Annotated in this window: 15 protein-coding genes; 7 read left to right on the top strand and 8 right to left on the bottom strand. The window is 59.1% G+C overall.

What is annotated here, in order from left to right:
* Nucleotides 1–4: 4 nt before the first annotated feature.
* Nucleotides 5–487 (top strand): type II secretion system protein GspG, encoded by a 483-nt coding sequence (locus tag HNQ65_RS08655; protein ID WP_184339124.1) that lies wholly within the window; start codon nucleotides 5–7, stop codon nucleotides 485–487.
* On the opposite strand, the gene HNQ65_RS08660 is transcribed toward HNQ65_RS08655, so the two are convergent.
* The 3 genes from HNQ65_RS08660 to purD all read right to left on the bottom strand — a co-directional run bounded on the left by HNQ65_RS08660 (nucleotide 477) and on the right by purD (nucleotide 5,098).
* Nucleotides 477–1,277: a DNRLRE domain-containing protein gene (locus tag HNQ65_RS08660; protein ID WP_184339125.1), complete on the bottom strand. Its 801-nt coding sequence runs from the start codon at nucleotides 1,275–1,277 to the stop codon at nucleotides 477–479. The genes HNQ65_RS08655 and HNQ65_RS08660 overlap by 11 nt on opposite strands.
* A gap of 69 nt (nucleotides 1,278–1,346) precedes the next feature.
* Entirely contained in the window at nucleotides 1,347–3,851 is a 2,505-nt protein-coding gene (locus HNQ65_RS08665; RefSeq protein WP_184339126.1) for a PQQ-dependent sugar dehydrogenase, read from the bottom strand.
* Complete coding sequence (gene purD, locus HNQ65_RS08670; protein WP_184339127.1) at nucleotides 3,848–5,098, bottom strand: phosphoribosylamine--glycine ligase; 1,251 nt, start codon at nucleotides 5,096–5,098, stop codon at nucleotides 3,848–3,850. Before purD ends, HNQ65_RS08665 begins: the two co-directional genes overlap by 4 nt.
* 91 nt (nucleotides 5,099–5,189) lie before the next feature.
* Between purD and HNQ65_RS08675 the strand changes: the two genes are divergently transcribed.
* A complete protein-coding gene (locus HNQ65_RS08675) occupies nucleotides 5,190–6,734 on the top strand; it encodes a DUF1549 domain-containing protein (RefSeq protein ID WP_184339128.1) in 1,545 nt (514 codons plus the stop codon).
* A 3-nt stretch (nucleotides 6,735–6,737) separates the two neighbouring features.
* On the opposite strand, the gene HNQ65_RS08680 is transcribed toward HNQ65_RS08675, so the two are convergent.
* Nucleotides 6,738–9,656, bottom strand: coding sequence for a M28 family peptidase (locus HNQ65_RS08680; RefSeq protein ID WP_184339129.1), 2,919 nt, complete (start codon nucleotides 9,654–9,656; stop codon nucleotides 6,738–6,740).
* A 164-nt stretch (nucleotides 9,657–9,820) separates the two neighbouring features.
* On the opposite strand from HNQ65_RS08680, the gene HNQ65_RS08685 reads away from it, so the two are divergent.
* The 4 genes from HNQ65_RS08685 to HNQ65_RS08700 all read left to right on the top strand — a co-directional run bounded on the left by HNQ65_RS08685 (nucleotide 9,821) and on the right by HNQ65_RS08700 (nucleotide 20,571).
* On the top strand, nucleotides 9,821–10,978 hold the full coding sequence (locus tag HNQ65_RS08685) for a hypothetical protein (RefSeq protein WP_184339130.1): 1,158 nt from the start codon (nucleotides 9,821–9,823) through the stop codon (nucleotides 10,976–10,978).
* Between the two features lie 72 nt (nucleotides 10,979–11,050).
* Entirely contained in the window at nucleotides 11,051–14,641 is a 3,591-nt protein-coding gene (locus HNQ65_RS08690) for a PVC-type heme-binding CxxCH protein (protein ID WP_184339131.1), read from the top strand.
* Nucleotides 14,642–14,704: 63 nt separating this feature from the next.
* On the top strand, nucleotides 14,705–18,511 hold the full coding sequence (locus HNQ65_RS08695) for a translocation/assembly module TamB domain-containing protein (protein WP_221306087.1): 3,807 nt from the start codon (nucleotides 14,705–14,707) through the stop codon (nucleotides 18,509–18,511).
* Nucleotides 18,508–20,571, top strand: coding sequence for a BamA/OMP85 family outer membrane protein (locus HNQ65_RS08700; RefSeq protein WP_184339133.1), 2,064 nt, complete (start codon nucleotides 18,508–18,510; stop codon nucleotides 20,569–20,571). Before HNQ65_RS08695 ends, HNQ65_RS08700 begins: the two co-directional genes overlap by 4 nt.
* Nucleotide 20,572: 1 nt before the next feature.
* On the opposite strand, the gene HNQ65_RS08705 is transcribed toward HNQ65_RS08700, so the two are convergent.
* The 4 genes from HNQ65_RS08705 to HNQ65_RS08720 all read right to left on the bottom strand — a co-directional run bounded on the left by HNQ65_RS08705 (nucleotide 20,573) and on the right by HNQ65_RS08720 (nucleotide 25,468).
* On the bottom strand, nucleotides 20,573–21,478 hold the full coding sequence (locus HNQ65_RS08705; protein ID WP_184339134.1) for a DMT family transporter: 906 nt from the start codon (nucleotides 21,476–21,478) through the stop codon (nucleotides 20,573–20,575).
* A gap of 360 nt (nucleotides 21,479–21,838) precedes the next feature.
* Nucleotides 21,839–24,163, bottom strand: a complete 2,325-nt coding sequence (locus tag HNQ65_RS08710) for a TonB-dependent hemoglobin/transferrin/lactoferrin family receptor (RefSeq protein WP_184339135.1) — start codon at nucleotides 24,161–24,163, stop codon at nucleotides 21,839–21,841.
* A 181-nt stretch (nucleotides 24,164–24,344) separates the two neighbouring features.
* Nucleotides 24,345–24,656, bottom strand: a complete 312-nt coding sequence (locus HNQ65_RS08715; protein ID WP_184339136.1) for a hypothetical protein — start codon at nucleotides 24,654–24,656, stop codon at nucleotides 24,345–24,347.
* On the bottom strand, nucleotides 24,653–25,468 hold the full coding sequence (locus HNQ65_RS08720) for a prenyltransferase/squalene oxidase repeat-containing protein (RefSeq protein WP_221306088.1): 816 nt from the start codon (nucleotides 25,466–25,468) through the stop codon (nucleotides 24,653–24,655). Before HNQ65_RS08720 ends, HNQ65_RS08715 begins: the two co-directional genes overlap by 4 nt.
* 189 nt (nucleotides 25,469–25,657) lie before the next feature.
* Here HNQ65_RS08720 and HNQ65_RS08725 point away from each other — a divergent pair, with 189 nt between their 5' ends.
* Nucleotides 25,658–26,665, top strand: coding sequence for a Kelch repeat-containing protein (locus HNQ65_RS08725; protein WP_184339138.1), 1,008 nt, complete (start codon nucleotides 25,658–25,660; stop codon nucleotides 26,663–26,665).
* The last annotated feature ends 28 nt before the right edge of the window (nucleotides 26,666–26,693 follow it).

A 26,693-nucleotide genomic window follows, 5' to 3' on the forward strand; every position in this document is an offset into this window, starting at 1 on the left:
ACACATGATGAGACGCCCAAAAGTGCTTTGGATCTCCGGATTGCTGCTGCTGGTGGCCACTGCCTGCTGGCTGCTGATGCACTTCAGCAAGAGACCTGATAGCAAGCCTGCAACGATAACGCCTGCGCCCGTGGTGACCAATCCACAGCCACAGCCCGCAGTCGCCCCCCAGCAGGTAGACACCGGGCTCGAAAACGAGGCGGCATCGGATGTCCAACGAATCACGCGCGTGCTGCGAGATTACCGTACGATTGCGGGAGACAACCCGATCGGCTCCAATGCCGAGATTGTGCAGGCACTCTCAGGTGACAACATCAAGCAGGCCAAGATTCTGCCTCCGGACATGCCCCTGAATGGGAACGGCGAACTGGTGGACCGCTGGGGAACACCCTACTTTTTTCATCAACTCTCCCGCACCAGCATGGAGATCCGCTCCGCAGGCTCCGACCGGCGCATGTGGACGAGCGACGATGTTTTCACCCGTTAAACACCGCGCGATCTTTGCGACGACATGCGCATGCCGCCACGCACCCGATAAGGATGAAGAGTAGTTTACCCGGCTCAGGTGCAGACTGAAACGTCACCGTCAAGGTTGGGGCGGGAATACTGCCTCCAGGCTGCTCACTGGAGGCAAAACGCCGGGCGGTACCAGCCACGTTTTCACTCTCGCTGATGAGCGCAAAGCCATAATTGGACGACGGAGAATTCAGCCATGACTGCACATCACTGACCAAGTCTGGAGATGACCCCCAAAGATAAAGCCCGACGTCTCCAACAGAGGTTGTAGCACTGGGAGCACTGGCAAAGTCCGCACCAATCTGCCCTCCTGGTGTGGCCCAATTGGCACCCGTCGTATTGAAATGCAGTTCTCCCCATGTAGTGTCTCCAGTGGCTGCCGGAGAGCCTGTCACAGCGCCACCAGAGCCTTCAGTCCAGTTTTGCAGGACGCGGTAGAGGCTGAAGTCAGAATTCACCGGGCCACCGTGCTGATCAGGATCTGGACGACGTGTGACGTAAAGCGCCACCTGCACGGAGGTGACGATGGCATCTGCCGGAATGCCGCTGAGATCAAAACTGAAAAGCGCCCGTGAATTGGAAAACTGCTGATTGGTGCCTGAAACAAGTGTGGTGCCACCCAGATTGTAGTCGGGATGATTTTGGTAAATGGAGGTGTCTGACACCGCCGTGGTGACAAAAGTAGCGCAGAACGCCGGCACGGCATGCAGCACGAGCATCAGCAGGCTCGGGATGGCAAAACGTGTTATCAAGGCATTCATGTGGCAGGCGGCATCATTGCAATAGAATAAGGTAGTGCGTGCCCACTTGCTATCAATGCAGAATCAAGGTCATTGGGCCACGCGGATGATCCGAAGTCTGGCGAAGCGTCGTGGGTTGACGCTCAGGGTTTCGGCAGCAGTGACGTTTTTCACAGGAGATTCTCCAGGGGCATCGGTCTCAGTGACGAAGCCAGTGCCGGAAGGAGCGCCCCCAGCCGAGCTTTGTGTGATGGTGCTCCATGTCACCAAATCATCGCTGGTCTGCATTTGATAGGTAAGGTCTGTGGCACGGGGGTCGCGGCGGAAGACCAGAGTGAACGTGGTATTTCCAGCGGCAGCGCTCACTCCTGCCTGCAGCCCCGCACTCGCGCTGTTGGCACTAAGTGGGGAGAAGGCAAAGGCGTATTCCACCAGATTGGCCACACCATCATTGTCCGGATCTGCATTGTCGTCCACATAGGTGCCGGGCGTCGGATAGTACTGCCTGAGCCAGGAGTCGCGCCGACTCAGAGGAGGAGCCACCGGATTATAGCTGACGACCAGCTTTGGCTGCAGAGAGGCACTGCCTTCGCGACTGGTGAAGACGCGAGCGGTGGCGCTGGCGCTTTCGTCCCCAACCAAGATCCAGCCAAAGTTGCTGGCTGGAGTGGTGAGCCAGCCTTGCACATCTGCGCCCATCTGCTGCGAGCTCCAGACATAAGATCCCAGAGCCGTGCCGACAGTGTTGGTGGCGGAGGAGGTGGAACTGAAAACACCGCCAGGTGTGACCCAGCGGATAGGGCTGGTGGCATCGTAGAGGCTTGCGATCCATGTTGCATCCCCAGTCGTCGCTGCTGTTCCAGAACCACCGCCACCGCTAGCCAGGGAGGTTCCCTCCCCCCAGCCTGCTTTGAGTGAATAGAGCGCCATTGTTGCCATGGGGTGGTTGAGATTACTCGCTGCGTTTTTCAGATTGAGCGTCAGCGAAGCCGAGGTGACCTGAGCGCCACCGGGCAGCCCGGAGGTAACATCAAATGAGAACAGTGCGCGACGCGGTGCCGAGTTGGCGTTGTTGCCAGAATAGAGATCTCCCAGAGCATTGCTGTTGTTCACAAAGTCAGAGTAGATCGAGTTATCATGCGCCGGCGTCAGCGTTGCGGTGGAAACCTGGGCCTGAACGATTTTGTATATGGCTCCGGTCGGCTTGCCATTGGCATCGAGCTCAAAGGGACCGCGAGAGACCTTGGTGGCTACATAGATTTCTCCTGCCTCATCGCGTCCGAATGCATAAACACGAGTCGTGAGCGGGTTGCCGCCAGCAATGACGAGTTTGCTGAAATTCCAAGTGCCTGAGCCTGGCGATGTTTCTTCAATACCAAGCAGGGTACCATTGGCCGAGGCGATCGACTGACTGTAGTCGCCAAACACGTACCTGCCCTGCAGCGCAGGGATAGCCGAGCCACGGTATACAAAACCGCCGATGATCGAGGCACCGATCTGGGGCAATGCCGGAGTGCCTGTGGTGACGCCTATGTGGGCATACTGTGCGATGGGGGAGATCAAAGGCAGGCCGCTGTTTGGCGCCGTGCCGTCGTGAGTCAGGGTTCCCTCCATAACGCGCCAGCCATAGTTGCCGCCAGAGGTGATGATGTTCACCTCCTCCACTTTGTCCTGCCCTACATCGGCCTCGAACATGGTGCCGTTACCGCCAGGGCCGTCATCAAAGGAAAAGCGCCAGGGATTGCGCAGGCCGAAGGCGTAGATCTCCTCTCGCACACCGCCGCCTGCGCCTACGAAGGGGTTGGTCGCAGGAATGCCGTACTGTCCGCCGGGGCCACTGCTGCCGAGGGGATCGATGCGCAAAATTTTGCCCAGCAGGCGCGTCTTGTCTTGCGCATTGCCCAGGCCACCTGAAGGCCCGGGAGAACTCGTGCCGCTGCCTCCGGCGTGACCATCTTGATTGTCATGCTGGCCACCGCCATCGCCGGCACTGATGTAGAGAAGACCATCCGGACCAAAACGCAGCTGACCGCCGTTGTGATTTGCCTGCGGCTTGTCATAGGACAGCACTACGCGCTCGGAGTTGATGTCTGCCGTATTGGGATCTGTCGTGGAGACGCTGAATTCGGAGATCGTGCTGCGGCAGTTCACCGGGCTGCTGCCGCTGGCCACATTGGGGGAGGGGGCGCTGTAAAAGATGTAGAATTTGCCGAAGCCCGGTTTTGGCTGACCGAGGCCGTCCCGCTGATTGTAGTTCGGATGAAAAGCGATGCTGAGCAGTCCACGCTCCTCGTAGCTGGAGCTCAACGGGAAGAGGTAAGTGGTGGGGGCTCGTGGCACGAGCTTGGAGCGAGCATCCAAGAAAGGCTGCGGCAGCAGCATGCCATCGCGAATGATGTAAACAATGCCTGACTGGTCACAGACAAACAACCGCCCAGATCCATCACCTGCATTGGCGATGTCAGTGGGCGAAACGATCTGCTGCTGGCTGACTGCTTTGAGCGCGAGTGGTGGAAAGTCCGCCCGCCCTTGGGTGGCCAGCAAACACAGGGTCAGCCAGCAGACCAAAGAACGGGCAGATTTTCCTGAATTCATTCAAAGTGCATTTTCCCAATATCGGAGCGCCGTTGCAAGCCATCAAAAGTGACCTTGGCGCTCTGAGCATAGGCTTTCTCCCGGGCTTCGACGCGAGTCGCTCCCTGTGCGACGATCGCGAGAACACGACCGCCGTTGGTTTCGAACTGCCCCATGGCATTCTTTTTGGTGCCGCAGTGATACACACGAGCGCCACTGACGGATTCCAAGCCTGAGATGACATCGCCACTATGGGATGAGGCGGGGTAACCGGCGCTGGCGCTGATGAGGCAGATGCTCCAGCCGGGTTCGAAGCTAATGAGATCGGGCTGCAGGTTTCCTTTGGCGGCTTCGAAGGCGTAGGTGGCGAAGTCTCCGCGCACCATGGGGAGGACTGCCTCGGCTTCGGGGTCACCAAAGCGGCAATTGTACTCGATGACCTGAGGGCCGGTGGGGGTGAGCATGAGGCCGAAGTAGAGGAAGCCGCGGTAGGTGAGGCCGTCTTTCAGGATGCCCTGCACGGTGGGCTGGACGATCTCGCGCTCAATGCGCTGCATGAGGTCGGGGGCTGCGAGTTCCAAAGAGGCGACGGCGCCCATGCCGCCAGTGTTGGGGCCCTGATCGTTATCGCGAATGCGCTTGTAGTCGCGCGCGGGCATGAGGATCTGATATTTGTCGTCGCAAACGGAGGCGAAGACGGAGATCTCGGGGCCGGTGAGGCATTTCTCGACGAGGAGATCGCCGGGGCCGAAGCAGCGCTTTTCCATGACATCATCGACGAAGGCTTCGGCCTCGTCTTTGGCGGTGCAAACCGCAACGCCTTTGCCGGCGGCGAGGCCATCGAACTTGAGCACTATGGGCAACTCAGTCAGCGCTGCCTTGGCCTCGGCGACATTGGTGCAGATGGTGAAGTCGGCGGTGGGGATGCCGTGGCGCTTGAGGAATTTTTTGGCGTAGGTCTTGGAGGCTTCGAGCTGGGCGATTTCCTTGCGGGGGCCCCAGCAGGGGATGCCGGCCTCGGCGCAGAGATTGGAAAGACCACTGTCTTTGACGAGAAGAGCCTCTTCACCAGCCATGCAGAGGTCGATGCTGTTGTTCTTCATCCAGGTGATCAGCTCGGGCAGGCTGGCGGCTTCCACGCGGGTGGCGAGAGTGGCGATGGCGTCGCTGCCAGGGTGCGCAAAGAGTTCGTGCTTCTGCGGGGATTCGCTGAGCGCGGTGATGAGGGCGTGTTCGCGTCCGCCTTTGCCTGTGACGAGGATTTTCATGGGGGTTGTTTCTTAGCGCGCCCCGTGGTCTGCGCAAGCCTGCACGAAAGGCAGGTTCTAAGAACTTGGGGGACCAGCCGTTGCAGCCAGCATGAAAAGCTGCCTTGCCATCTGCACCCTGCTGGTTTCCTGCGTGCCTGAGAAAGCAGGCAGCCAGGCTGATTCGTTTCCAGGCAAACAAGACAGGATCCAGCACGCGGCCGACCAGTTGGATGCGGCACTGATGCATGATTACATGCTCATGTTTGAAAAGCGGTTGAAGAGTTCTTATTCATCCGCCACGCCGATGCTGCCGGAGATGGCGGATGACGCGTCGTTTCTGAGACGGGCGTGCATTGATCTGGCAGGAAGGCTGCCGCGAGTGGAAGAGGTGCGAGCCTTTATGGCTGACAGATCGACGGACAAACACGCGAGGCTGACGGATGCGCTAACGCGTGAACCGGGCGCAGCGGAGGTACGTTTTCGAATGCTGGCGGAGGCGTTTCGGGTAAAGGACCATGAATACAAAACCATCGCGTGGCTGAGACAGGCAGCAGTGGAAGACCGACCGTATGCGGAGATTGTGGCACACATGATCGGCGGCTGGCATGTGGCTGAAAGTGGGGGGAGCAACCCGAGGCGCACATGCGCGGAGGCAGCGTATACGGTGCTAGGTGTGGACCTGTACTGCGCGATGTGCCATGACCATCCGTTCACCGGGACGACGCAGCACGAGTTCTATGCCTTTGCAGCGTGCTTCACCGGGCAGAAGGAGATGAGGCTGCCGCTGCGTTACCTGTACCCTGATGGCAAGCCAGGAGATGTGGTCCCACCCGGCACGCTGCGACTGGGGTGGTGGAGGGACCTACGAAGTGATCAAGACAAACTGGTGCAGGTGGTCAAATGGATGACGGAGGAGGAGCCGAGCGAGCGCTACGCGATGGTGGCGTCTCTGCGGGTGTGGAGCGGGCTGTTTGGCATGCCCGGACAGGAGGTGGACGTAACAGTCGGCGGAGTGGATGATGCACCGCCGTGGCATGGCTTTCATGGAGAAAACATGCCTTATCATTATCACCGAAGCTGCTTTGATGGATCACCGCGCGGAGCAGCCTCGTGGCTGGGAATGCAGCTCAATTCCTCCAGCGATTTCACCCAGGCGACCAAGCTGCTCACGGAGGAGTTCCTCAGGTGCAGTGGACGACTGGCAGAATTTCAGCGCATACTGGCACGCACGGAGGCGTACAAGCGTTCCGGCATCGACTTCAACTGGAACTGGAGAGAATGCTATCTGGCACCGGCGCCGCAGATTCGACGTCTGCCTTCCGAAGTGATCTGGAAAACATTGACGGCTGAAGATGATCGCGGGGTGCCGCAAGTGCCAGCCCCAGGGCACCCGCTGCGGATGCTGGGGCGTGGCATCCGTGAGTACACGGATGAAAGCCGTACGCCGCTCTCCCATGAACTGGTGCGATTCATGATGAATGACAGGCTCATTGATCAAGCGACGGCGAAGGCCGGCGAAGCGGAGAAGATGTTTCTGGAACTGCTGGGAAGAAAGCCGACCGAAAGAGAACAGGCGGCGATTCAGCGCAGTGAAGCGACGAACAGGGACATTGCCTGGGCGCTGCTGAACACGAAGGAGTTCATGTTCAGGTAGGGATCAATCCCGCGACCCAGGGGTGATCTTCATTTCGACTTCCTTGCCTTCGCGCTGGACGGAGATGGTGGTTTCCTTGCCGATCTTGAGATCTCCCATGACGTAGGTGTAGTCGTAAATGTTGGCGATGTCTTTGCCACCGAGCTTGATGATGATGTCTCCGGCTTTGACCCCAGCCTTGGCTGCGGGGCCGATGGGAGAGACGCCGCTGAGCTTGACTCCTTTGATGTCTACCTGCGCGTAGTCCGGGATGGTGCCGAGGTAGGCGCGGAGGCCGGTGCGAACGCCCTGGTTCTTTGGGGCCTCCATGGCGATGTAATCAGGGGCTGCATCCGCCGTGGCGATGCCCCGGGCGATAAGGCCCATGAGCTTGGCGATCTGGGCGGCGTGGCCGTAGTCGATCTTGTCCGCGGTGTCGCTGGGCATGTGGTAGTCTTCGTGGGAGCCGGTGAAGGCATTGAGCGTGGGGATTCCACGCAGGTAGAAGGAGGTGCTGTCGGTGGGGAGGTGGGCGTCGTTCTGAGTGGTGATGGGCAAGCCGATGGGGGCGTTGCGCTTTTCGATCTCCTTGGCCCACAGGGAGCTGCTGCCGAGGCCCTGCATGACCACGGACTTCTGGAAGCGACCGATCATGTCCATGTTCAGGCAGGCGGCAAACATGCCGGTGAGCTTGGCATTGGGGTCTCCCTTGATCATCTTGGCATAGACCTCGACAAAGTGATTGCTACCGAGGAGGCCGAGCTCCTCGCCGCTCCAGGCGGCGAAGATGATGTCGCGCTTCAGCTTGAGCTTGCCCTGTTTCTTTAGGTCGGCGAGCCACTGGGCGATTTCCATGACGGCGGAGGTGCCGGAGGCATTGTCGTCGGCACCGTGGTGGATCTTGTTCACCTCATCGCCCTTGGCGCGGGAGTTGGAACCGCCGCCGCTGCCGAGGTGGTCCACATGCGCGCAGACGATGAGCGGCGCGACGTGGGGATCTGGCTTGTCTCCATAAGGCAGGACGCCGAGCACATTGCGGCCTTTTTTCTTTTCCTGCTGGATGACGATATTGGCGGCCAGAGCGCCCTTGCAGTTGATGCCGCCGAGGAGGTCGCCCGTGTCGAGCTTGTCCTGCAGTTCCTTCAGTGTCTTGCCTGCGCCAGAGAGCAGCTTGTCGCCGACGGCATCGGTGATGCTGATGGCGGCGATGCCGCTGGTGGCGAGGGAGGCGTCAAAGGTGAGAGGCGCGAGCTGCTGCACGACTTTGGAGTTTGGGCCGCTGACGACGATGAGGCCGCGAGCGCCTTTCTGCCGTGCGGTGAGGGCTTTGTAGCGCAGGCTGCCGTAGCGGCTGAGCTCGTTGCGGCGCTCCTGGCTGATGCCTTCGGGCAGGTAGCGGAAGACGAGGACCCATTTGTCTTTTACGTCAAGGTGGGCGTAGCTGCTGTAGGTTTCGAGCTTCTTGCCATCGCTGCCGGTGGCGTCGTCGGGAGTCTCGATGCCGTAACCGGCGAAGACGATACCGGCGGCTTTGACCTCGCCGTTTTGGGAGAAGGAGAGAGGTTTCCAGTCCACATCAACCTTCAAATCCTCACTGTTGAGCTTTAAGGCATTGCCTTCGCCAAGGGCGACGCCGGCGGTGAAGTCGAAGTTGTCGTAGTAGGTGTCGTCATCGCCCATGGGGGCGAGGCCGATTTTCTGGAAGACATCGGCCACATACTGGGTGGCGAGCTTTTCGCCTTCAGTGCCTGTGAGTCGGCCGCCAAGGGCATCGCAGGCGAGGTAGGTGACCTGCTGCTTCATGTCCTCGGGACGGATTTCAGCGGCCGTGGCGGAGAAATCGGGCTCGGGAGATTTGGAGACCACTGCCTGAGGGTCGGTCTTGAGGCCCAAGGCGGTGAGGGCGTGGTCGTGGTCCCAGTCGGCGATGTAAATCTGGGAGGCTCCCCCTGCCCCGCGGCCGCTGGTCCAGGAGAGTTTTTTGCCATCGGGCGTGAAAACAGGGAGGCCATCGAAGCCGTCGGTGGTGGTGACGCGGACGGGGGCGTGCTTGCCTGCGGCATCGACGATGTAGAGTTCGAAATTGGCGAAGCCGTTGAGGTTGGTGGTGAAGATGAGGTATTCGCCGCTGGGATGGAAATAGGGGGCCCAGCTCATGGCGCCGAGCTTGGTGATGGCTTTCTGATCACTGCCGTCGGCATTCATGGTCCAGACCTCGGCCACATCGCCCTTCGGAGTGAAGCGACGCCAGCAGATGCGCTTGCCATCGGCGCTGAAAAAGGGGCCGCCGTCGTAACCGGGGGCGGTGGTGAGACGCTTCACATTGGAGCCATCGGCATCCATGGTGTAGATCTCCATGAAATACTGTTTGTCGATCTTGAGGCGCTCTTCGTCCTCCTTGCTGAGCTGGGTTTCGTAGGCCTGGCGGTTGCTGGCGAAGACGATTTTTTTGCCGTCCGGTGAGTAATCCCCCTCGGCATCGTAGCCGCGGGTGTGGGTGAGGTTTTTAAGGGACTTGTCCGCCAGCGTGTATTCCCAGATGTCATAGTGCTCGTCGTAGTCCCAGGAATAGCGGCGGACTTTGGCGTTCTTGCGCTCCTCATACTCAGCGGCTTGGAGCTTTTTGGAGTCGGGATCGGTGTGGGTGGAGGCGAAGAGGACACGCTTGCCGTCAGGGTGAATCCAGGCGCAGGTGGTCTTACCCATGCCAGGGGAGATGCGCTCCTGGTCGCCGGTTTCGAGATCCATGAGGTAGATCTGGTAGAAGGGGTTCCCTTCCTCGCGCTCGGACTGGAAGATCATCTTTTTGCCATCGGCGGAGAAGTAGCCCTCGCCGGATCGTTTGCCTTCAAAGGTGAGCTGGCGGGTGTTTGTCATGAAATCCGCTTCAGTCTGGGCAAAGACGGCGGTGGACAAAAGGCAAAGGAAGGCGAGCAGGCGCATGATGATGTGAATACGAAGGCAACGGATGATTATAGTCAACTGAACAACAGGTACATGATTCAAGCTTGAAAAGAGCACCTCTTTTAGCGCATGATCAAAGAATGACGCTGCGACCACGAGCTCACACAAGTAGGCCCCTCCTGCTCGCAACGCTCCTAGCCGTCTTGTCACAGCTTTGCACTAATGGTCAAACACCCGAGGCGTTTTTGCAAACCCAGGTCACTGCGACATTGGATCCGGGTGAGAAAATTCAAAAGGGCCTGAGCCTGCTGTGGAGTCCTTGCGGACAGGCCGCGTGGGACAAAATGAGAGAATTCCACAAGGTGAAAGTCATCGATCTTGAGCCGCCGACGCACCTTGCTGATGTGCTTAACAATTTCCAATGGGACGCTGCAAAAACACTGCCGGACGGCACTGTCGTCTATGGCGGTGAGGATTCCGAAGCCCGGCGGGCTGAAATCCGCGAGACGCTCAGGAAGAAGGTGGGAGCCAATGCGGCGGCGATGATCGGCCCGTACCTCCCGCCTGGGAGAGTGGATGCGAACACGGTTCGTCTAGGTTCCGCCATTTTTGTGAGCTGCATCTCTCATTCGCCGCGTTTCCCCGTCGGGTTTGCCCTGAAAAAGAGCGTCTTCTCTTTTTCCAACGGCCAAGGAACACCGGTGCAAGGATTTGGAAGTGAAGGACCGCATGCGGCAAATCTGGGTGATGCGCTTGAAATCATCGCCGATGATTTCAAGGGATCTGTAATTCTCAGGCTACCCTTTTTCGTAGAGGCCAAATCCACACCCTGCTTTCTCACACTGGCCAAGATCCCCGGACTGACATGCCTTGAAGACGGGATTCAACGTGTGCGTCAGGCCCTCAAATCCCCCCTGCCAGCCGACCAGGCCATCAAACAAAATGACAAGTGGTGGCGATACCACAACCAGCTCAGTGCGGTGGACAGGTTTTGGATGCCCAAACTTAAAACGACCCTCTCCTGCGATTATGGAGAACTGATTGGCAAAGAGTATTTGCATCAGCTTGGCGGGCTCGGCATCACCTACTGGAAGATTCGTGAGGCCCAGCAGTTGCTGAGCTTCCGTCTGGATGAGCAAGGGGCCATGACACAGGCTGTTTTTAAAATCGTGCCGGATTTTCTTTCATCTAGTGGAGGCGGGGTGGCTTCGTTGGAAGCGCCAAAAGTTGAAACGCTACCATTCCTGCCGAGAGTGTTCTCATTCGACGGTCCGTTTCTGGTGGCGTTATGGATGAAAGGAGCGGAGTGGCCCTACCTTGCGTGCTGGGTGGATAGTGAAGAGGTATTGATCAAAAAGTAAGAGAAGGGTTTAAACTTTGCGCATGCATCCGGCTCGAATCCGCGTTTGATCCGGCCCGAACTTTTTCCGACTATGCGCCACCTCCCCCTGCTTGCGTTTGTTTCACTGCTGGCCTCCGCCTCTGCGGAGCCTGTGTCCCTGTTTGATGGCAAGACACTCAACGGCTGGGATGGAGAAAAGACCAAGGTCTGGCGGGTGCAAGACGGGGTGATCGTGGGCGGCTCGCTGGAGGGGAATCCGCAGAATGAGTTTCTGACCGCGAAGAAGGTGTACCGGAATTTCATCCTGCGGCTGGAATACAAGCTGGAAGGGACCGAGGGTTTTGTGAACGGTGGCGTGCAGTTCCGCAGCGTGCGAATCCCGCAGCCCCCCAATGAGATGAGCGGCTACCAGGCGGACATCGGGGCGGGTTACTCAGGCTGCCTGTACGACGAATCCCGGCGGAAGAAGATGCTGATGCAGCCTGCCAAAGAGCTGATCGAGAAAGCGGAGAAGCCGGGTGAGTGGAATACGTATGAGATACGCGCCGAGGAGCAGCGCGTGCAGTTGTTTGTGAACAAGGTGCGCACGGTGGACTACACCGAGCGTGAGCCAGGGATTGACCTGAAGGGACTGATCGCGCTGCAGATTCATGGCAAGTGCAAGGCCCAGATCTCGTTCCGCAACATCACGATTGAGGCGCTGCCGGATGCGCTGGTGCCCGAAGAGAAAGATGTGCTCAACCGCTTTGGGAATCCTGGCGCGACGGTGGCCAAGCATGGCCCGTTCAAGGATGGCAAATTTACCCTGGAGAAGGACGAGGTGATCGTGATGGTGGGTCAGGAGAACCTGGTGCGCGAGCAGAAGGTGGGAGAGTTTGAGGCGATTTTCAGCTCGTCGTATTCCAGTAAGCAGCCGCGTTTTCGCTCGATGGCCTGGGAGGGTGACACGGTCTATGAGCAGTGGCGGGATCTGAACTTTGGCGACTGGAAAGCGCAGCTGGACTCCGCTGGAGCGGGCATTGTGATTGCGCAGTTTGGCCAGACGGAGTCGTTTGACGGGGTGAAGAGGCTGTCGGAATTCAAGGCGGCCTACCATCGGCTGCTGGACCAGTTTTCCGCCCAGACGCCGCGCCTGGTGCTGGTGTCTCCCATGCCGTTTGAAAAGCCGGAGGCGTCGCATGCGCCGGATCTGACAAAGCGAAATGAGGATGTGAAGGCCTATGCCGAGGCGGTGCGCGAGATCGCCAAGCAACGGGGCGCTGTTTTTGTGGATCTCTTTACACCACTGTCCATACCTGCCGCGAAGGCACGCATCACTGACGACGGGCTGCATCTGAATGCCTGGGGCCTGCGTGTGGTGGCTCACGAGATCGCGCGACAACTCGGTGCATCATCCAGCGATGCCGATGAACTCGCCGGGCTGAAATCGGCGATCGTGGAAAAGAACCGCCTGTGGTTCGACTGCTGGCGCCCGGCCAACTGGTCCTTTGTCTATGGCGACCGTGTGACGCAGATGTTTGGCAAACCTGCACAAGATGCTCCTTCGCTGAGGGAGAGCTTTGAAGCCCGCAAGCCGCTGGTGGCCAAGCTGGACGCGCGCATTCACTCCCTGGCCAAGGGCGACAAAGTGAAGGACGAGCCGAAACCGGCGACGAATGTAGTGACGGAGAAGGTGCTCACCGCCGAGGAGCAGATGGCCACATTCACCGTGGCAGAGGGGTATGAGATGAATCTTTTTGCCTCGGAAACTGAAGGCGTGGCCAAGCCGACGCAGTTTTCCTGGGACGAGCGTGGCCGCCTGTATGTGGCCTGCTCTCCCACCTACCCTCAGACTGTGCCTGGCATCAAGCCCTCTGACTTCATTCTCGTGCTGGAGGACACCAATGGCGATGGCAAGGCGGACAAGTCCACACGCTTTGCCGAAGGCCTGACGATGGTGCAGGGTGTAGAGCCGGGCGCTGGCGGCGTCTATGTGTGTGACTTTGACCAGATTATCCATCTCAAGGACACGAACGGCGACGGCAAGGCAGACAAAAAGACTGTGCTCTTCTCCGGCTTTGGCATTGGCGACACGCACCAGTTGGCGAACTCCATCTGCCACGGCCCCGATGGCGCTCTGTGGTTCACGCAGGGCCTGCATGCCTTCTCCCGCGTGGAAACAGCCTGGGGGCTGGCACGACTGGAAAAAGCAGGCGTGTGGAAGCTGAACCCTCGCACCCAGAAAATGGACGCCTATTTCAATGGCGGCAAAGCTGGACACAACTGCTGGGGAGTGGCCTTTGATGATTACCTGCAGATCTTCCACAAAAGCGGCGACCGCCCGGTGGGGTACTACAGCGTGCCCGGCCTGGTGTCCCTGCCTGATCCGGATGAGTATCATCCCACGGGCGCGCTGTTTGACACCAGCCCCAAGACCAACAGCCTGGAATTCATCGGCACCAAGGCGCTGCCGGACGAAATCCAGGGCTGTGCGCTGATCGGCGGCTACTTTGGCAATGTGGTGGAGCTGCATCGCCTCTCGGATGACGGCTCCGGTTTCAAGAGCATGCAACTGCCCAAGCTGGTGAAATCCAGCGATGCCTCATTCCGCCCGGTGGATGTGAGCGTGGGCCCTGATGGCGCGATGTATCTGTGTGACTGGTTTAATCCTGTGATCGGCCACTACCAGGCCAGCTACGCCGACCCACGCCGCGACCGCAAACATGGACGCATCTGGCGTATCACCGCCAAAGGCCACGCGCCTGTGAAGCAGCCCAAGCTGGCCGGCATGAAGCCCGCAGAGCTGCTGGAGCAGCTGAAGTCCCCCGAACGCTGGACACGCTACCAAGCCAAGCGCCTGCTGTTTGACGCCCCGACGGCTGCCGTCCTGAAAGCGGCGGATGAGTTCATCTCCAAAAACGAGGACGAGCACCTGCTGATGGAAGTCTGTGGTGTGTATGAATCCCACGAGTCGCCCAATGCGGAGCTGGTGAAGCGCCTGCTCAAGGCCAAGGACGCCCGTGTGCGTGCCTGCGGCGCACGGTCCGCAAGATCGCTGGATCTGCTGAGCCAGGCCGTGCGGGACGAACATCCACGTGTGCGCCTGGAGGCCGTGGTGGCCTGCGCCCATGTGGCCCAGCCCGAGACGGTGGAGGTGGCGGTGCAGGCACTCGACCAGCCCATGGACAAATTCCTCAACTATGCACTGAAGCAGGTGGTGAAGAGCCTCAAGCCTCAGTTTGTACCGGTCTTGGCCAAGCTCTCCTTTGGCGGCAATGCCAAGCACGCCGAATATGTGAAGCAGATCGCCAGCGCGGCGACTGCCGTCGATCATCCGGGCAAACTGGTGTATGATGCGCTCTGCCTGAACTGCCACCAGCCCGAGGGCAAGGGGCTGCCGGGTGTGTATCCGTCCATCGCAGGCAGCGACTGGGTGGCTGGCGCCCCTGACCGCCTGATCAAAATGCTGACCCACGGACTCAGCGGCCCGATCCGCGTGAACGGGCAGGATTTCAAGCAGGTGGCCCCCCTGCCCATGCCACCCATGGGCCTGAATGACCAGCAGGTGGCAGATGTTCTGAGCTACGTGCGGGCCAATTTTGACAACAAGTCCCCCGCTATCACGCCCGAGCAGGTGAAAACCATCCGCGCAGCCATTCAGGAACGCGCCACGCCCTGGACTGCGGAGGACCTGGCCAAATAAGTGAGGCGCGGGGCAAAAGGATTTCTCAGCTAGCATTGAACTTGCTGCAATCTGGGGCATCCAATGAGCGTGCCCTCTGACGCCCCCCGAAAGCCCCGCCCCTGGTGGAGATGGATCAAGCGACTGCTGCTGGCCGGCATCGCTCTGGTGGTGCTGGCTGTGATCTTCCATGCGCCGCTGCTGCGCTGGGGCATCCGCTATGGAGGCACCAAGGGGGCCGAGATGGCGGGGATCAAGCTCAAGTGGCAGGTGGGCGGCTCGATACTGGAGGATCTAGACTTCAAAGACATAGTGGCCAGCGGCTCGCTGGTGGAACGAGCGCAAATCGGCGAAATCTCCGCGGCTTACGACACATGGACTCTGGCGCAGACGGGCAGCATCGACATCGTCAGGCGGGTGGTGCTGAAAGACGCCGATGTGGTGCTGGACCTGCGTAAACTGCCCAAGACTGAGGCCAAGCCAGAGCCGCCACCAACGCCCAAGTCTAACAAACCACCGCCTCTGGTATGGCCCAAGGTCATCGACATCCAGAACATCAATGCCGAAGTGACACTGGCAGATGGCAGCAAGATCACGGTCAAAGGCCTGACCCTGCGCATCGGAGCAGGCATGCCGGGGATTTTTGAACTGGCGGAGTTCAAGGTACAGCCCGGTGATGTACGGGTGGCCAATGTCAAAGCGCAGGTGCAGTGGGGGGAGCGCACGCTGGCCATTTCGGGACTGGATCTGCCCTATGGAGCCAGACTCAAATCGCTGGCCGTGAATCTGAGCGAGTGGAAAAAAGACGCTGCAAATGTGAAACTGGACGCCTCCATGGGCAAGGCAGCCGTGGCCATCGAGGCCATGGCGCGTGGCATTTTCGGCGGCGCGATGCAGACCAAGGCGGATGTGAAAGTGAGCGGACTGGCATCGAGCGAGCTGCAGGCACTGAAGCTGCCAGAGGGAATCTCCTTTGGCCCGGTGAGCGTAGATTTGCATGCCGAGGGAGATCCACTGAAGCCAATGACGCTGGCGGTGGATGGCAAGGTCAGCATTCCCGATGTGCGAGCGGCAGGTGCCATGCTGGACTCGGTCACGACGACGCTGACGGTCAAGGATGGTGTGGCCCGAGTGCAGGAGCTGAAGGTGCTGCGCGGCGTGAATGAAGTGACGGCGGAGCTAGAGGCGAAGCTGGCGGCTGATGCGATGAAGTCCCCATGGACGGCCAAGGCGAAGGTGAAAATCGCCGATGTGACCCAGATGCTGGCGAAGCCGCCACCCGCACGTGGTTTGATCGAACTGACAGCGGATGCCAGCGGTATAGGCGCCACTCCCACCAAGGTGGCGGCACAGGTGAACGGATCAGAGCTGGGCTTTGAGACCTACAAGCTGCCGAAGCTAGGCGTGGTGGTGAGCATGGACGGCAAAGAAGCGAAGGTGAGCGTGCCTGCACTGATGCTGGGTACCGGGAACCGAGTGGACGTGAACGCGACGATGACCATGGATGACGCCATGCCCGTGAATGCAGACTGGCAGATCCAGATCGACGATCCGGTCGCGCTTATGCAAACCGTGGGCCTGCCACCGCAGGATAAACCGGTCTCGGCAAAGATCGCCACCTCAGGCAAGGCGACCCTCAAGGTAAATGATCTGATGAAGCTGAGCGCCAACATCGATCTGAGTGTGAGGGACGGACGCTACGGCGATGTTCCCCTGCCCTTGATCGAAATGAAAATGAATGCCGCCCAAGGCGAGGCCGTGATCCAGCCATGCCGCATCGTGGTGGATGAGAAGAATCACATTGAGCTGACTGGCAGAGCGAAGCTGAAGGCCCCCTGGAGCTTTGAACTCAATGGAGACGTCTCGCTTCCCCAGCTCACCAGCCTGAACACGCTGCTCACATCCTTCAAAGCACCGGCGATGGAATCGGGCGGACTTGCGGTGAAACTGAATGTCGGCGGTGACGCCAGCCCGTGGCGTGGTGAGGGCCGCGTCGAGATGCAGGCGGAAAAGGTCAAGGCAGCCGGCATGCCGGAGGCTGCGGATGTGAATCTCAAGACCACCTTTGCCGGCACCACAGCCCAGATCGAGACACTGCAGGCGGTGCTGGGCCCGTGGAAATTGCTGGCCAAAGGTGCGGTGACAGACAAGGACGCCAACCTCAGCGAGCTGAGCTTCTGGCAGAAGGACCGCCAGCTGATGAGCTGCCATGCGCAGGCTCCATTTGATGTGATGAAGACCGACGTAGCTGATGGCCGCCCCGTGAATGTGATGCTGAATGCGAAGGAGCTGCCCATCCATGAAATCGCGGCGGCGGCAGGCATAAAGAGCGTGCCACCCGGACTGCTGAACGTGGATGTGAAGGTGGGCGGCAGGCTGGATACGATGGATGCCTCTGTGAAAGTGGGGCTGAAGGATTTGAAAGCCCCGGGACTTCCCAAGTCATTTCAACCGGCCGCCGTCGATGTGCTGACCACGTTGAAAGCGGATCAGCTGGCGCTCGATGTGAAGGTGGTGCAGGCACCGCTGCAGCCGCTGACATTAAAGGCCACTGTACCAGTGGTGCTGACCAAGCTGATGAAACAGCCAGACAGCACTTCAAATCTGCCTTTGCAGGCCACGCTGGATCTGCCGGAGAGCGATCTGAATTTTGTGCGCGAGTTTGCACCCGACATGATCAAGGCCATCCCCGCCAAGCTGAAACTGCACGCAAGCGTGGGCGGCACAGTGAAAGCTCCGCTGATCGATTCCGCGCTCGATCTGAACGCGCCTGAAATCGACTTTGTCAGCGCGGACATGCCCAGCGTGCATGACCTGCGCGTGAAACTGCACACCCATGACCGCAAAGCCACGCTGGATGACATCTCCGTCATGCTGGCAGGAGGCAAGGTGAAGCTGGCCGGCATGCTGGACGCGGCGAACACACAGGACCCTCGCTTTGACCTGAAGGTGGAGGCCCGTGAGGCGCTGGTAATGCGCAATCCCACCTCCAGCGTGCGTGCGAATGCAGACATCTCCTGCGTGGGCAGTCTCAAGGCGGCCCGTGTCAGCGGCACTGTGGAGGCGGTGCGCGGCCGAATTTTCCAAGAAGTGAATCTGCTGCCGAACGTGACTGGCATGATCCAGCAGGGCGAAAAGCTGCCACCACCACCACCATCCACCTCCAGGGTGGATCAAAAGCTGACCCTCCCACCCATGCTCAAGGACTGGACCTTTGATCTGAAGGTGAAGACGCGCGATCCCGTGGTGATAGCCGGCAATCTGGTGAACGGAGCGATCTCGGCGGACATCGCCCTCGGCGGCACCGGAGCAGCGCCAAAGCTGACGGGATTTGCCAACGTGGATCGCATGGTTCTGAAGCTGCCTTTCAGCCTGCTGAAGATCACCAAAGGTGTGGTGACGATGAATCCGGAACAGCCCTTCACGCCGAAGCTGGATGTGCGCGGCGAGTCGCGCATCGACAGCAACGACATCACCCTCTACGTCTATGGAGACACGGCCAATCCCAAGACGAGGTTCACCAGCACTCCGCCGCTGTCCGAAGCGGACATCGTGACGCTGCTGGGCACGGGCATGACGCTGGGAGGCGACAACGCGCAGATGGCCAGCGAAGCCATGACACGTGCGGCCTTCCTCGTGATCGCAGAGACCTACCGGAAAATTTTCCACAAGAAGAAAACCGTGAGCTCCGAGCCGCCGCGCCTGCATACCACCTTCAACCCCTCGGGCGCAGACCGTGCGGGCGACAGCATGCAGGCCATGTATGAGATCACGCCCAAGTTCCGGTTCATCGGCCGCTTCTCGCAGTCAGGCCGTATGAAGGGGCTGCTCGGTTATGTGCTGCGCTTTGGCAAGGCCGCGAGAGCGGTGGATGAAGACACGCAACGATGAAACTGACCGCCACCCATCTGCTGAAAAAACACCGCCGGCTCTGCTGCCTGCTGGCATGCACCTGCCTGCTGGCGGCGGCACAGGCGCATGAGGTTCATTTTGGCCAGACCACCGTTCATGTGCAGGGAGTGGAGGAGGCGCAGTGGGACCCGCTACGCGCCATGCTGATGGACCAGCTGACCCTCAACGGCACAGGCCCGGCGGGTGCACCGCTGGCGGATGACCTGGCGTTTTTTGTGCGCCAGCATTTCATCCGCGAGGGATGGCCCGAAGCGGAGGTGGCCTGGAAGATGGCCAAGGATGGAATCGAGCTGACGGTGAAGCCGGGCCACGCCGTACGCGTGGGCACAGTGACGCTGAAAGGCGAGCTGCCTCTGCCTGAAGACGAGCTGAAAAAATACCTGCTCAAGCCCACGCTGGAGCGCGAAGACGTGGACAAAAAGCTGCCCCAGTGGGTGGAGGCGGACCTGCAGCAGGGAGCTGGGCTGGTGCAGAGGCGCCTGCGCGCCGAGGGCTTTCTGAATGCAGAGACAGTGCTGCTGCCTGCACCGACGGCGGGCCCGGACATGCGGCGGGATCTGTCACTGGAAGTCAAGCCAGGGCCCAAGTTCATCTTCGGCCAGGCCTCCATCACGGGATCGCCTCCGGAACTGGACAAACGGATGCAGGCGGAGATGACCGAGGCACGAGGCACGCCATTCAATGAAGCCCGCGTGCAGCAGATCCAGCAGCGGCTGGACTCCATCTGCGCCGAGCATGGCTGGCTGCATGCTTCCACCACCGCCGACTACAAACTGGGAAAAGGCGGGGGCACGGTGGATGTGGTGTTTCGTGTACAGGCCGGGGAGCGGGTGCGCATCACCAGCATCACAGCACATGAGGCTTTCAGCCGTGGGGCCAAGCGCGTATTGCTGGCCAAGTTTAAACCGCTCAAAGGCCAGCTGTACGAGGCCGAGGAGGCGGACTTCTTTTTCAAGCGTGCGCTGGACACCGGCATGTTCTCCCTGCTGGACACCAAGGTGCTGCCAGACAATGGCAGCCTGGCAGCAGGCAATCTGCGCATCACTGGCGAGGAATCGAAACCAGTCACCATCGGTTTTGAGCCCGGCTTTGACACTTTCCTTGGCGCGCAGATGGGCGTGACCTATAAAAACACAAACTGGCGTGACTCAGGCAACACGCTGGCGGCAGAACTTAGCTACAGCATGGCTGGGCCGGTGGGCTTTGTGAGTCACACGAATCCGGCGGTGTTTAACACTCAGCACTCGGCCACAACACGCTGGGCGCTGGAGCAGTTCAACCGCTTTGAGTACAACCGTCTCGGCACCACTCTGAGCCTGGACGTGGCACGCCGGGTAAACCACTCGCTGAGTTATTCCGTTTTCATCAGCACAACGGCAAATACCGTGACCTCCGATGTGCTGACACGAAGCCAGACCGGCCCGACGAACTATTCGCTAATGAATCTGGGCGCGAGCGTGATGTACGACCGCCGCGACAGTCCAGTGCTGACCAGAAAGGGGTGGTATGTGTCCGGCCGAATCGAAAGCTCCACAGACACCTTGGGCTCAGGCCTTAGCTTTATACGTTCAGACCTCCGAGGCGGGTGGTATATTCCGATCACCAAAAAGTTCCGCTTCGCCACCGGGGCTGAGCTGAACACCATCCAGGGTGCCACCGCGGACAAGATACCCATCGACAGCCGTGTGTTCAACGGAGGCCCCTACAGTGTACGCTCCTTTGGCATGCGCAGGCTGGGCCCGGTGACCCCGGGAGGCACACCGCTGGGAGGGACCTCGGCGCTGTTTGCCAGCGCCGAGTTTTCCTATGAGATCATTCCGAATCTCGAGCTGGCCTTCTTTGGTGACATCGGCAGCCTTGGACAGGGCAACAACTCATCGGCTCTCTCTTACTCATCGGACTTTCGCGAGGCCATCGGTGCCGGCCTGCGCTACAAGCTGCCGTTTGGTCCGATCCGCATCGACTACGGGCACAACCCAAACAAACGGACCGGCGAGCAGAGCGGCTTCCTTCACATCACGGTAGGATTCGCATTCTAGTTCAGGCGCCTGCGGGTTTCCGGCTGAAGCCGCCGACCACGGTGTGATAGCTGCCCCAAAGAACCAGCACACCACCCATCGCCTGGGCCATGGTAAACGGCTCGGCAAAAAGGGCGATGCTGGAAAGCGAGATGACCAGCGGTACTGTCATCTGGAAAGCGCCTCCAGCGGCCACGGAAAGGAAGCGGAAGCCTTCCGTCATCGCCAGCTGGCCAAAGCTGGCGCACAGAGCTGCCGTAGTCAGCAGCAGCACATCCATCAGGCTCAGTGTATCAAAATGTGCCATGGCCAGCGGCAGGGAGAGAAGCAGGGCGTAGATGCACTGGGATGAAAAAATCGTGGCGCTTGTCTCTGTGCGCGTGAGCTGGCGGATGACCACCACCACAGTGGCGGCAAGCACCGCACCGATGAGAGCGACCATCTCGTGATGGCCAAAGTGAGCGATGGTGCCCGGAGCCAGCCCCGTCAGCAGGCTCAAGCCGGAAAGCGCCAGCAAGATGCCAAAGAGCTTCACCACCCCCAGCCGCTCATGCAGAACGAAGGCGGCCATGATGGCGGCAAAGATGGTCCAGGTGTTGCCAATGAGCGTGGCCTTGCCAGCACCCAGCGGCCCGATGGTGGTGTAGTAGGCTGCCGTGCCCAGAGCGCCAAGCACGCCACGCGATGCCAGCAGCCAGCTCTGAAATGAACGGCGCAGGTTCAAGGTGCCTGCGGGTGCAAAGAGAATGATGGTCAAGGCCAGGCCGATAGCGGCGCGAAACGTCATCGACATCCATGGATCCACATTGCGATGCGAGGCCAGATCCTTCAGCAGCAGGGCATTGCCGGAAAAGCAGGCGAGAGAGAGCAGCATGGCCTTTGCGCCGCGCCTTGGATCGAGCTGGAGTTTAATGTGAGGGGTGCTCATGGAGGTGCCGGTTTGAGGGCGACCTCTGGCATCATGTCTGATTTTTCTGTCTCGTGATGATGAGCGCTTTCTGCGCGGGTTCCTCAAACCGTGGTGTTAGGCATGCCAAAGGGCGCGTACCGTTTTTACAACGGCACGAATCGCAATTCGGCTGGCAGGTTTGAGGTTCATCAGACACGGGATCATGGATGCAAAATACGGAAGTGCAAACCTGATCTTCACCCCCTTCTTTCTCTATCTGAAGCATCAAGGCCAACTGAAAAGCGCACACAAAAGAAGCGGACGAAGCGACACCACTCGCTCCGCCCGCCTGTCTGAACGCCCCGGCACACGATCCGCATACCGGCCCCAAGGATGGCGTTAGAAAACCACCGTCAATGCCACCCGCCCATTGATGCCAGGCTGGGTGTAGCGGTCGAGCTGCGGATTTGCTGCATCCACGCCACGCACATTTTGATACAGCCAGTACTTCTGGTTGGTGAGGTTGTAGATGCCGGCAGAGAGAGTGATATTTTTGGAAAGCTGCCAGCGGGCAACTAAGTCGAGCGTGAGGGCGCTCGGCGTTTTGAACTGGTTGATACCGCCGGGGGAGGAGAAGGTGGAGCCTTTGCGGCCATAGTAGGTCGAGATCAGCTCCATCTGCCAGGTCTCCCGGCGATAACGCAGACCGGTGACGAGCTTGAAGGGGTCAACGCTGGCAAGTGGCTGCTTGTTCTGCCCGTCCCAGCCCTGGCTGCAAGCGGCGTTGGTGAAGATGCCGAAGTTTCCCAGCGACTCATGAATGAAGCCGAGCGTCGAGTCACCTTTAAACTCGAGACCATAGATTTCCGCCGAAGAAAGGTTGGTGCTCTGATAGATGATGGGATCGCCAGGAGCGCCAGTTCCCCCAACCTGCATGAAGCTGTTGATGAAGTTTTCGTAGTGGTTGTAATAGCCAGCCAGGTTCCATGAAGAGGACTTTCCTTTGCGGCGAACTCCGATTTCGAAGCTGTTGCTGGCTTCCTTCTTCAGATTTGGATTCGGCACGGTCTGGTAGCCAAACGCTGTGTTTGTGATAGTCGCGTTCAGCTCTTCACCGCTTGGGTTGCGGAAGCCGTTCGCATACTGGAAGTAGGCGCTGTGCTCCTCATCGATTTTGAAAAGGTAGGCAAGTTTGGGGGCAATGGCGAACTGGTTAAAATCTTGTGCAGTCCGACCGGCGCTGGCGCTCAGATAGAGCGGATCTGAATTCGTCTCCACATGGTAGTATTCAGCGCGCACTCCCGGTGTCAGATGATGGCGCTGGTTTTGGCCCCAGCTGATTTCATCCTGGATGTAAAGACCCACGCGCGAGGTGCGCGTATCTGGCATGTCCTTCAGAGGATAGGTGTCTGGAGTGATGATTTTTGTCTGAGTGCCAGTTGTTAAGTTGTACTCCGTGGCATCACGAACACGACTGGAGAAAGATGTGACCATTTGGGAGCCGTAGGCCAGCGTGTGATTCAGATCTCCCGTTTTGAATGCCTTCGTGAAGTCGAAGTTTGCCCCAATGTGATCCTGACGGCACCTATAGTCGCGTATTCGCAGACGATCCTGATAGGAGGGGGTAATTCGGTCACGATCCTCGACCTGATGCTCGGGTGTTTCGGCAACCTGGTAATAGGCACTCCATGTCAGATGATCGAAAATCCAGCCGAGCCCTGCAGCATCATATTTGTGTTCAAGGCTGAAGCGCATGCGGTGCAGATCGTCGTTGAGCAACAAGGATTTTACATTGTAGTTCACGCCAGGGGCGGCCACAACCACGCGGCGTGCGCTGAGGAGATCGTTGTCGCTGGATCGCTCCAGATATTCGCCCGTCAGTTCAAAACGATCTCGCGCTGAAGGCCTCCACACCACCTTGGAGAGCCAGTTGTTCACGTTGTAATTGGCATGATCCGGCTCAATGGAGCCGCGATTATCCACCTCGTGTCCATCACGCCGTGTGCAATGGAGGAGAAAGTCCACATTGCCAGCATGCTGCGCCATGCTGAGGGTGTGTCCCCAGCTGTCATCCGTGCTGTCGTAGCGCGTGGTCAAACGTGCCACGGAGTTTCTGCCGGAGGGAGATTGCGCGAGCAGATCCTCGGGGTCGATGGTGGTGAAAGAAACCACGCCGGCAAGCGCGTCGCTGCCGTAGAGGGAGGAGGCGGCGTTTTTGAGAACCTCCACCTGCTTGAGAGAATCCACATCTATGTAGTCTCGTCCGATGTTATAGGCGCCGCCGAAAGTGAACTGATCGGGCTGACGAATGCCATCCATCGTCATGAGCACTCGATTGCCATCCAGTCCACGGATGTTGATGCTAGAGGTGCCGGGGCGCGAATTGGCGGCCGGTCCCGAGCCACCCACGCCGTAGGGCACGCTCACGCCAGGCTCGTAACGTGCATAATCACGCATGCCGGTGGCCAGTGAAAAGACGCTGGCGTCCTGATTGAGCACCGTGGTCGAGGCAGGAACATCGGCACCTGGCTGGGCACTGCGCGACGCAACAACCACGATTTCCGGCAGCACTGGACCTCCCGCGGCATTTTGTATTTCGGCTTCTTTTTTCGCCGATTTTTGGATGTCTTTTGTGGGCCGGGCTTGTTCCTGGGCCGTCGAAGGCAGGCCGCAGGTAAGCATGAACAGCGAGAGTGTGTGCAATAACGCAGGAGGTGATTTCATGAGACCTCCGCCCTAGCTCAGCGGAAGTCCGCCGCGCTTTGGCTGGAATGACCAGGAATGGCGCTCGTTTGCGTTCAATGACGCGCTGGATCAACTCACCACCATGAATTCGCAAGCTGGCGCAAAACGCCTGCGGGTTTGACATGACTTTAACGCGGCGGCGTAAACTGAAGACGTAGCTTCACTTCATGGCCCGATACACCTGCTCCAGCGCCAGCACCGTGTAGGCGGTGACGAGCACAGGATCGCTTTCCATCCAGCGGCCGGAGACGGTGTTGGCCCAGGAGCCGTCACTGTTCTGCAGAATGATGAGTTTATGTGAGAGCTCCGCCGTCCAATTTACAGCACCTGATTTTGTTTTCAGCTGGTCGATACCCGCAGTGGCCAGAGCCTTGGCCATGGTGTGGTAATAGTAAAACAGCCCCTCCGCGCCCATGCCGGGGTTTTCATCCACTGTGTAATTGTTTCCGAGCCATTCGAGCGCTGCTTTCATTCGCGGGTCTTCCGGCGTAAGGCCGGCGTAAATGAAGCTGAGCATGCCTGCGTAGCTGATGCTGCCATAGTAACGCATTGGAATGGGACCTCCGTCTTTTTTGCCAGCACGTGGAGCCTGCGCACTGGAGTGTAGCCAAAAGCCCCTGTGTTATTTTTGTCAGCGCCTGCCCAAGGCTGGTCATTGGATTCTTTACGGTTCTGGCAGCGTGAGACGAACTGGATGGCGGCATCCCAGTTGAGGTCGTCCTGTTTTTCTATTGGCTTACTGGTGTCTTGAAAAAGCTTTTTTGAGTAATACAAGGCCTCCAGTGCGAAGGAGGTATTGGATAGGTCAGCATGTGCTCCTCCCTGCCCTCCGCCGTAGCCTATGCCACCGTCAAAAGGATTGTCTGCCTTGCCGAGGGTGTCAGCGTCATTCTGCTGATGCGCCACATAGCGGCTAGCACGACGGATGACCTCCTCATCCTCCGGACGGGCACGCAGCACCAAGGCCATGAGGCAGATGGCGGTGTTGTAGTTGGCCCGCGCCTTGGTGTAGATACCGCCGTCCGGCTGGACATTCTTGAGGAGGAACGTATAGCCCTTCTGCAACTCTTCGGACGCACCTGCGCCAGCAGGATTTTGGATCAAAGCAGACAGCACCAGTGCACTCAGCGCCGGGTCTTCCGTCATCACCCAATGCCCGCTTTGGGCGTCCTGACGCGATTTAAGAAAACCGAGTCCCCGGGTGATGGCCTGCTGAACATCCTGCTTGGTTTGGGCCGATAGAACTCCTGCCAGCAGGAAAAAGACGAATAGCATCGTTTTCATGAATGTTGGCCAAAATTGCACCATCTCTAGCCCCCTCTCACAAGCCGGACGTGAGCAAAAAGCGGCTTGGAGCTGTTTTTGTCCATTTGTTTCCTGTTTTGATTCTACTGTGTGCATGTCATATCAACGCCAGTCTTTTACAATCCAACGCAAGCAGCGAGGCGTAGCCGCTGTATCGCAGATGCCTGCATGAAAGCCCTCTCACTTATCCCCCTGCTGCTTGCCTTCACCTCTGCGCTGGCGAAGAACGAACCGCCTCCGGAGCTGCCTCTGCCTGTCGCAAGCTTTGGTGCCGCAGGCATGCCAGATGGGTCTTTGTATTTCTACGGTGGTCACAGCGGCAGGCGCCACAAATACAACCGCGATGAAGTGCATGGAGATCTGTTTCGCTGGAAACCTGGCGCTCCCCAATGGGAGGCATTGGCAAAAGACGAACCTGCGCAAGGAGCATCCCTGGTGGCAGCCAAAGATGGTGTGATCCGCATCGGCGGCATGGCGGCGCGGAATGCGAAGGGGGAGAAGCAGGACCTGTGGTCGAGCGAAACTGCGGCGCGCTATGACACCGAAAGCAAACACTGGGTGCCCCTGCCCAAACTCCCGCAACGGCGCTCCAGCCATGACAGCATTGTGTGCAGCAATGTGCTTTACGTCATCGGTGGCTGGCGGATGGAAGGGGATTCGGACTCCGTGTGGCATGACACGTATCTGACGCTGGATCTGACCAAGCCTGAGGCGACTTGGGAAAGCCATCCACAGCCTTTTAAACGCCGCGCTCTCGCTGTCCAGGCCCTTGGGACCAAGATCTATGCCATAGGCGGCATGACGGACGAAAATGAGACCACCAGCGCCGTCTCGGTGCTCGACACGAAAACTGGCCAATGGAGTGAAGGCCCGTCACTGCCAGCAGGAAAAATCGGTGGTTTTGGATTTGCCGCCGTGGCGCATGAGGGTCGGTTATTTGCCAGTGGCGTCACTGGACGGCTGCTCGAACTACGGGGAGATTCCTGGGTGGCAGTGGCCAAACTTGCCCACCCACGGTACTTCCATCGACTGCTGAGCGGAGGCGCTGGCAAGCTCATCGCCATCGGCGGCGAAAGCGGTGACGGCGTCAAAGCTGCGCCAGAAGTCATCTCCGTGCCGCCAATAGGGTCTGCAGCTCTGCCTGAAGAGCCAGCTCCTGCAGCTAAAAAGTCCTGAGCTGGCTGCGAAGCTCGCACTCAAAGCA

The sequence above is a fragment of the Prosthecobacter vanneervenii genome (genome assembly GCF_014203095.1).
Classification (GTDB): Bacteria; Verrucomicrobiota; Verrucomicrobiia; order Verrucomicrobiales; family Verrucomicrobiaceae; genus Prosthecobacter; species Prosthecobacter vanneervenii.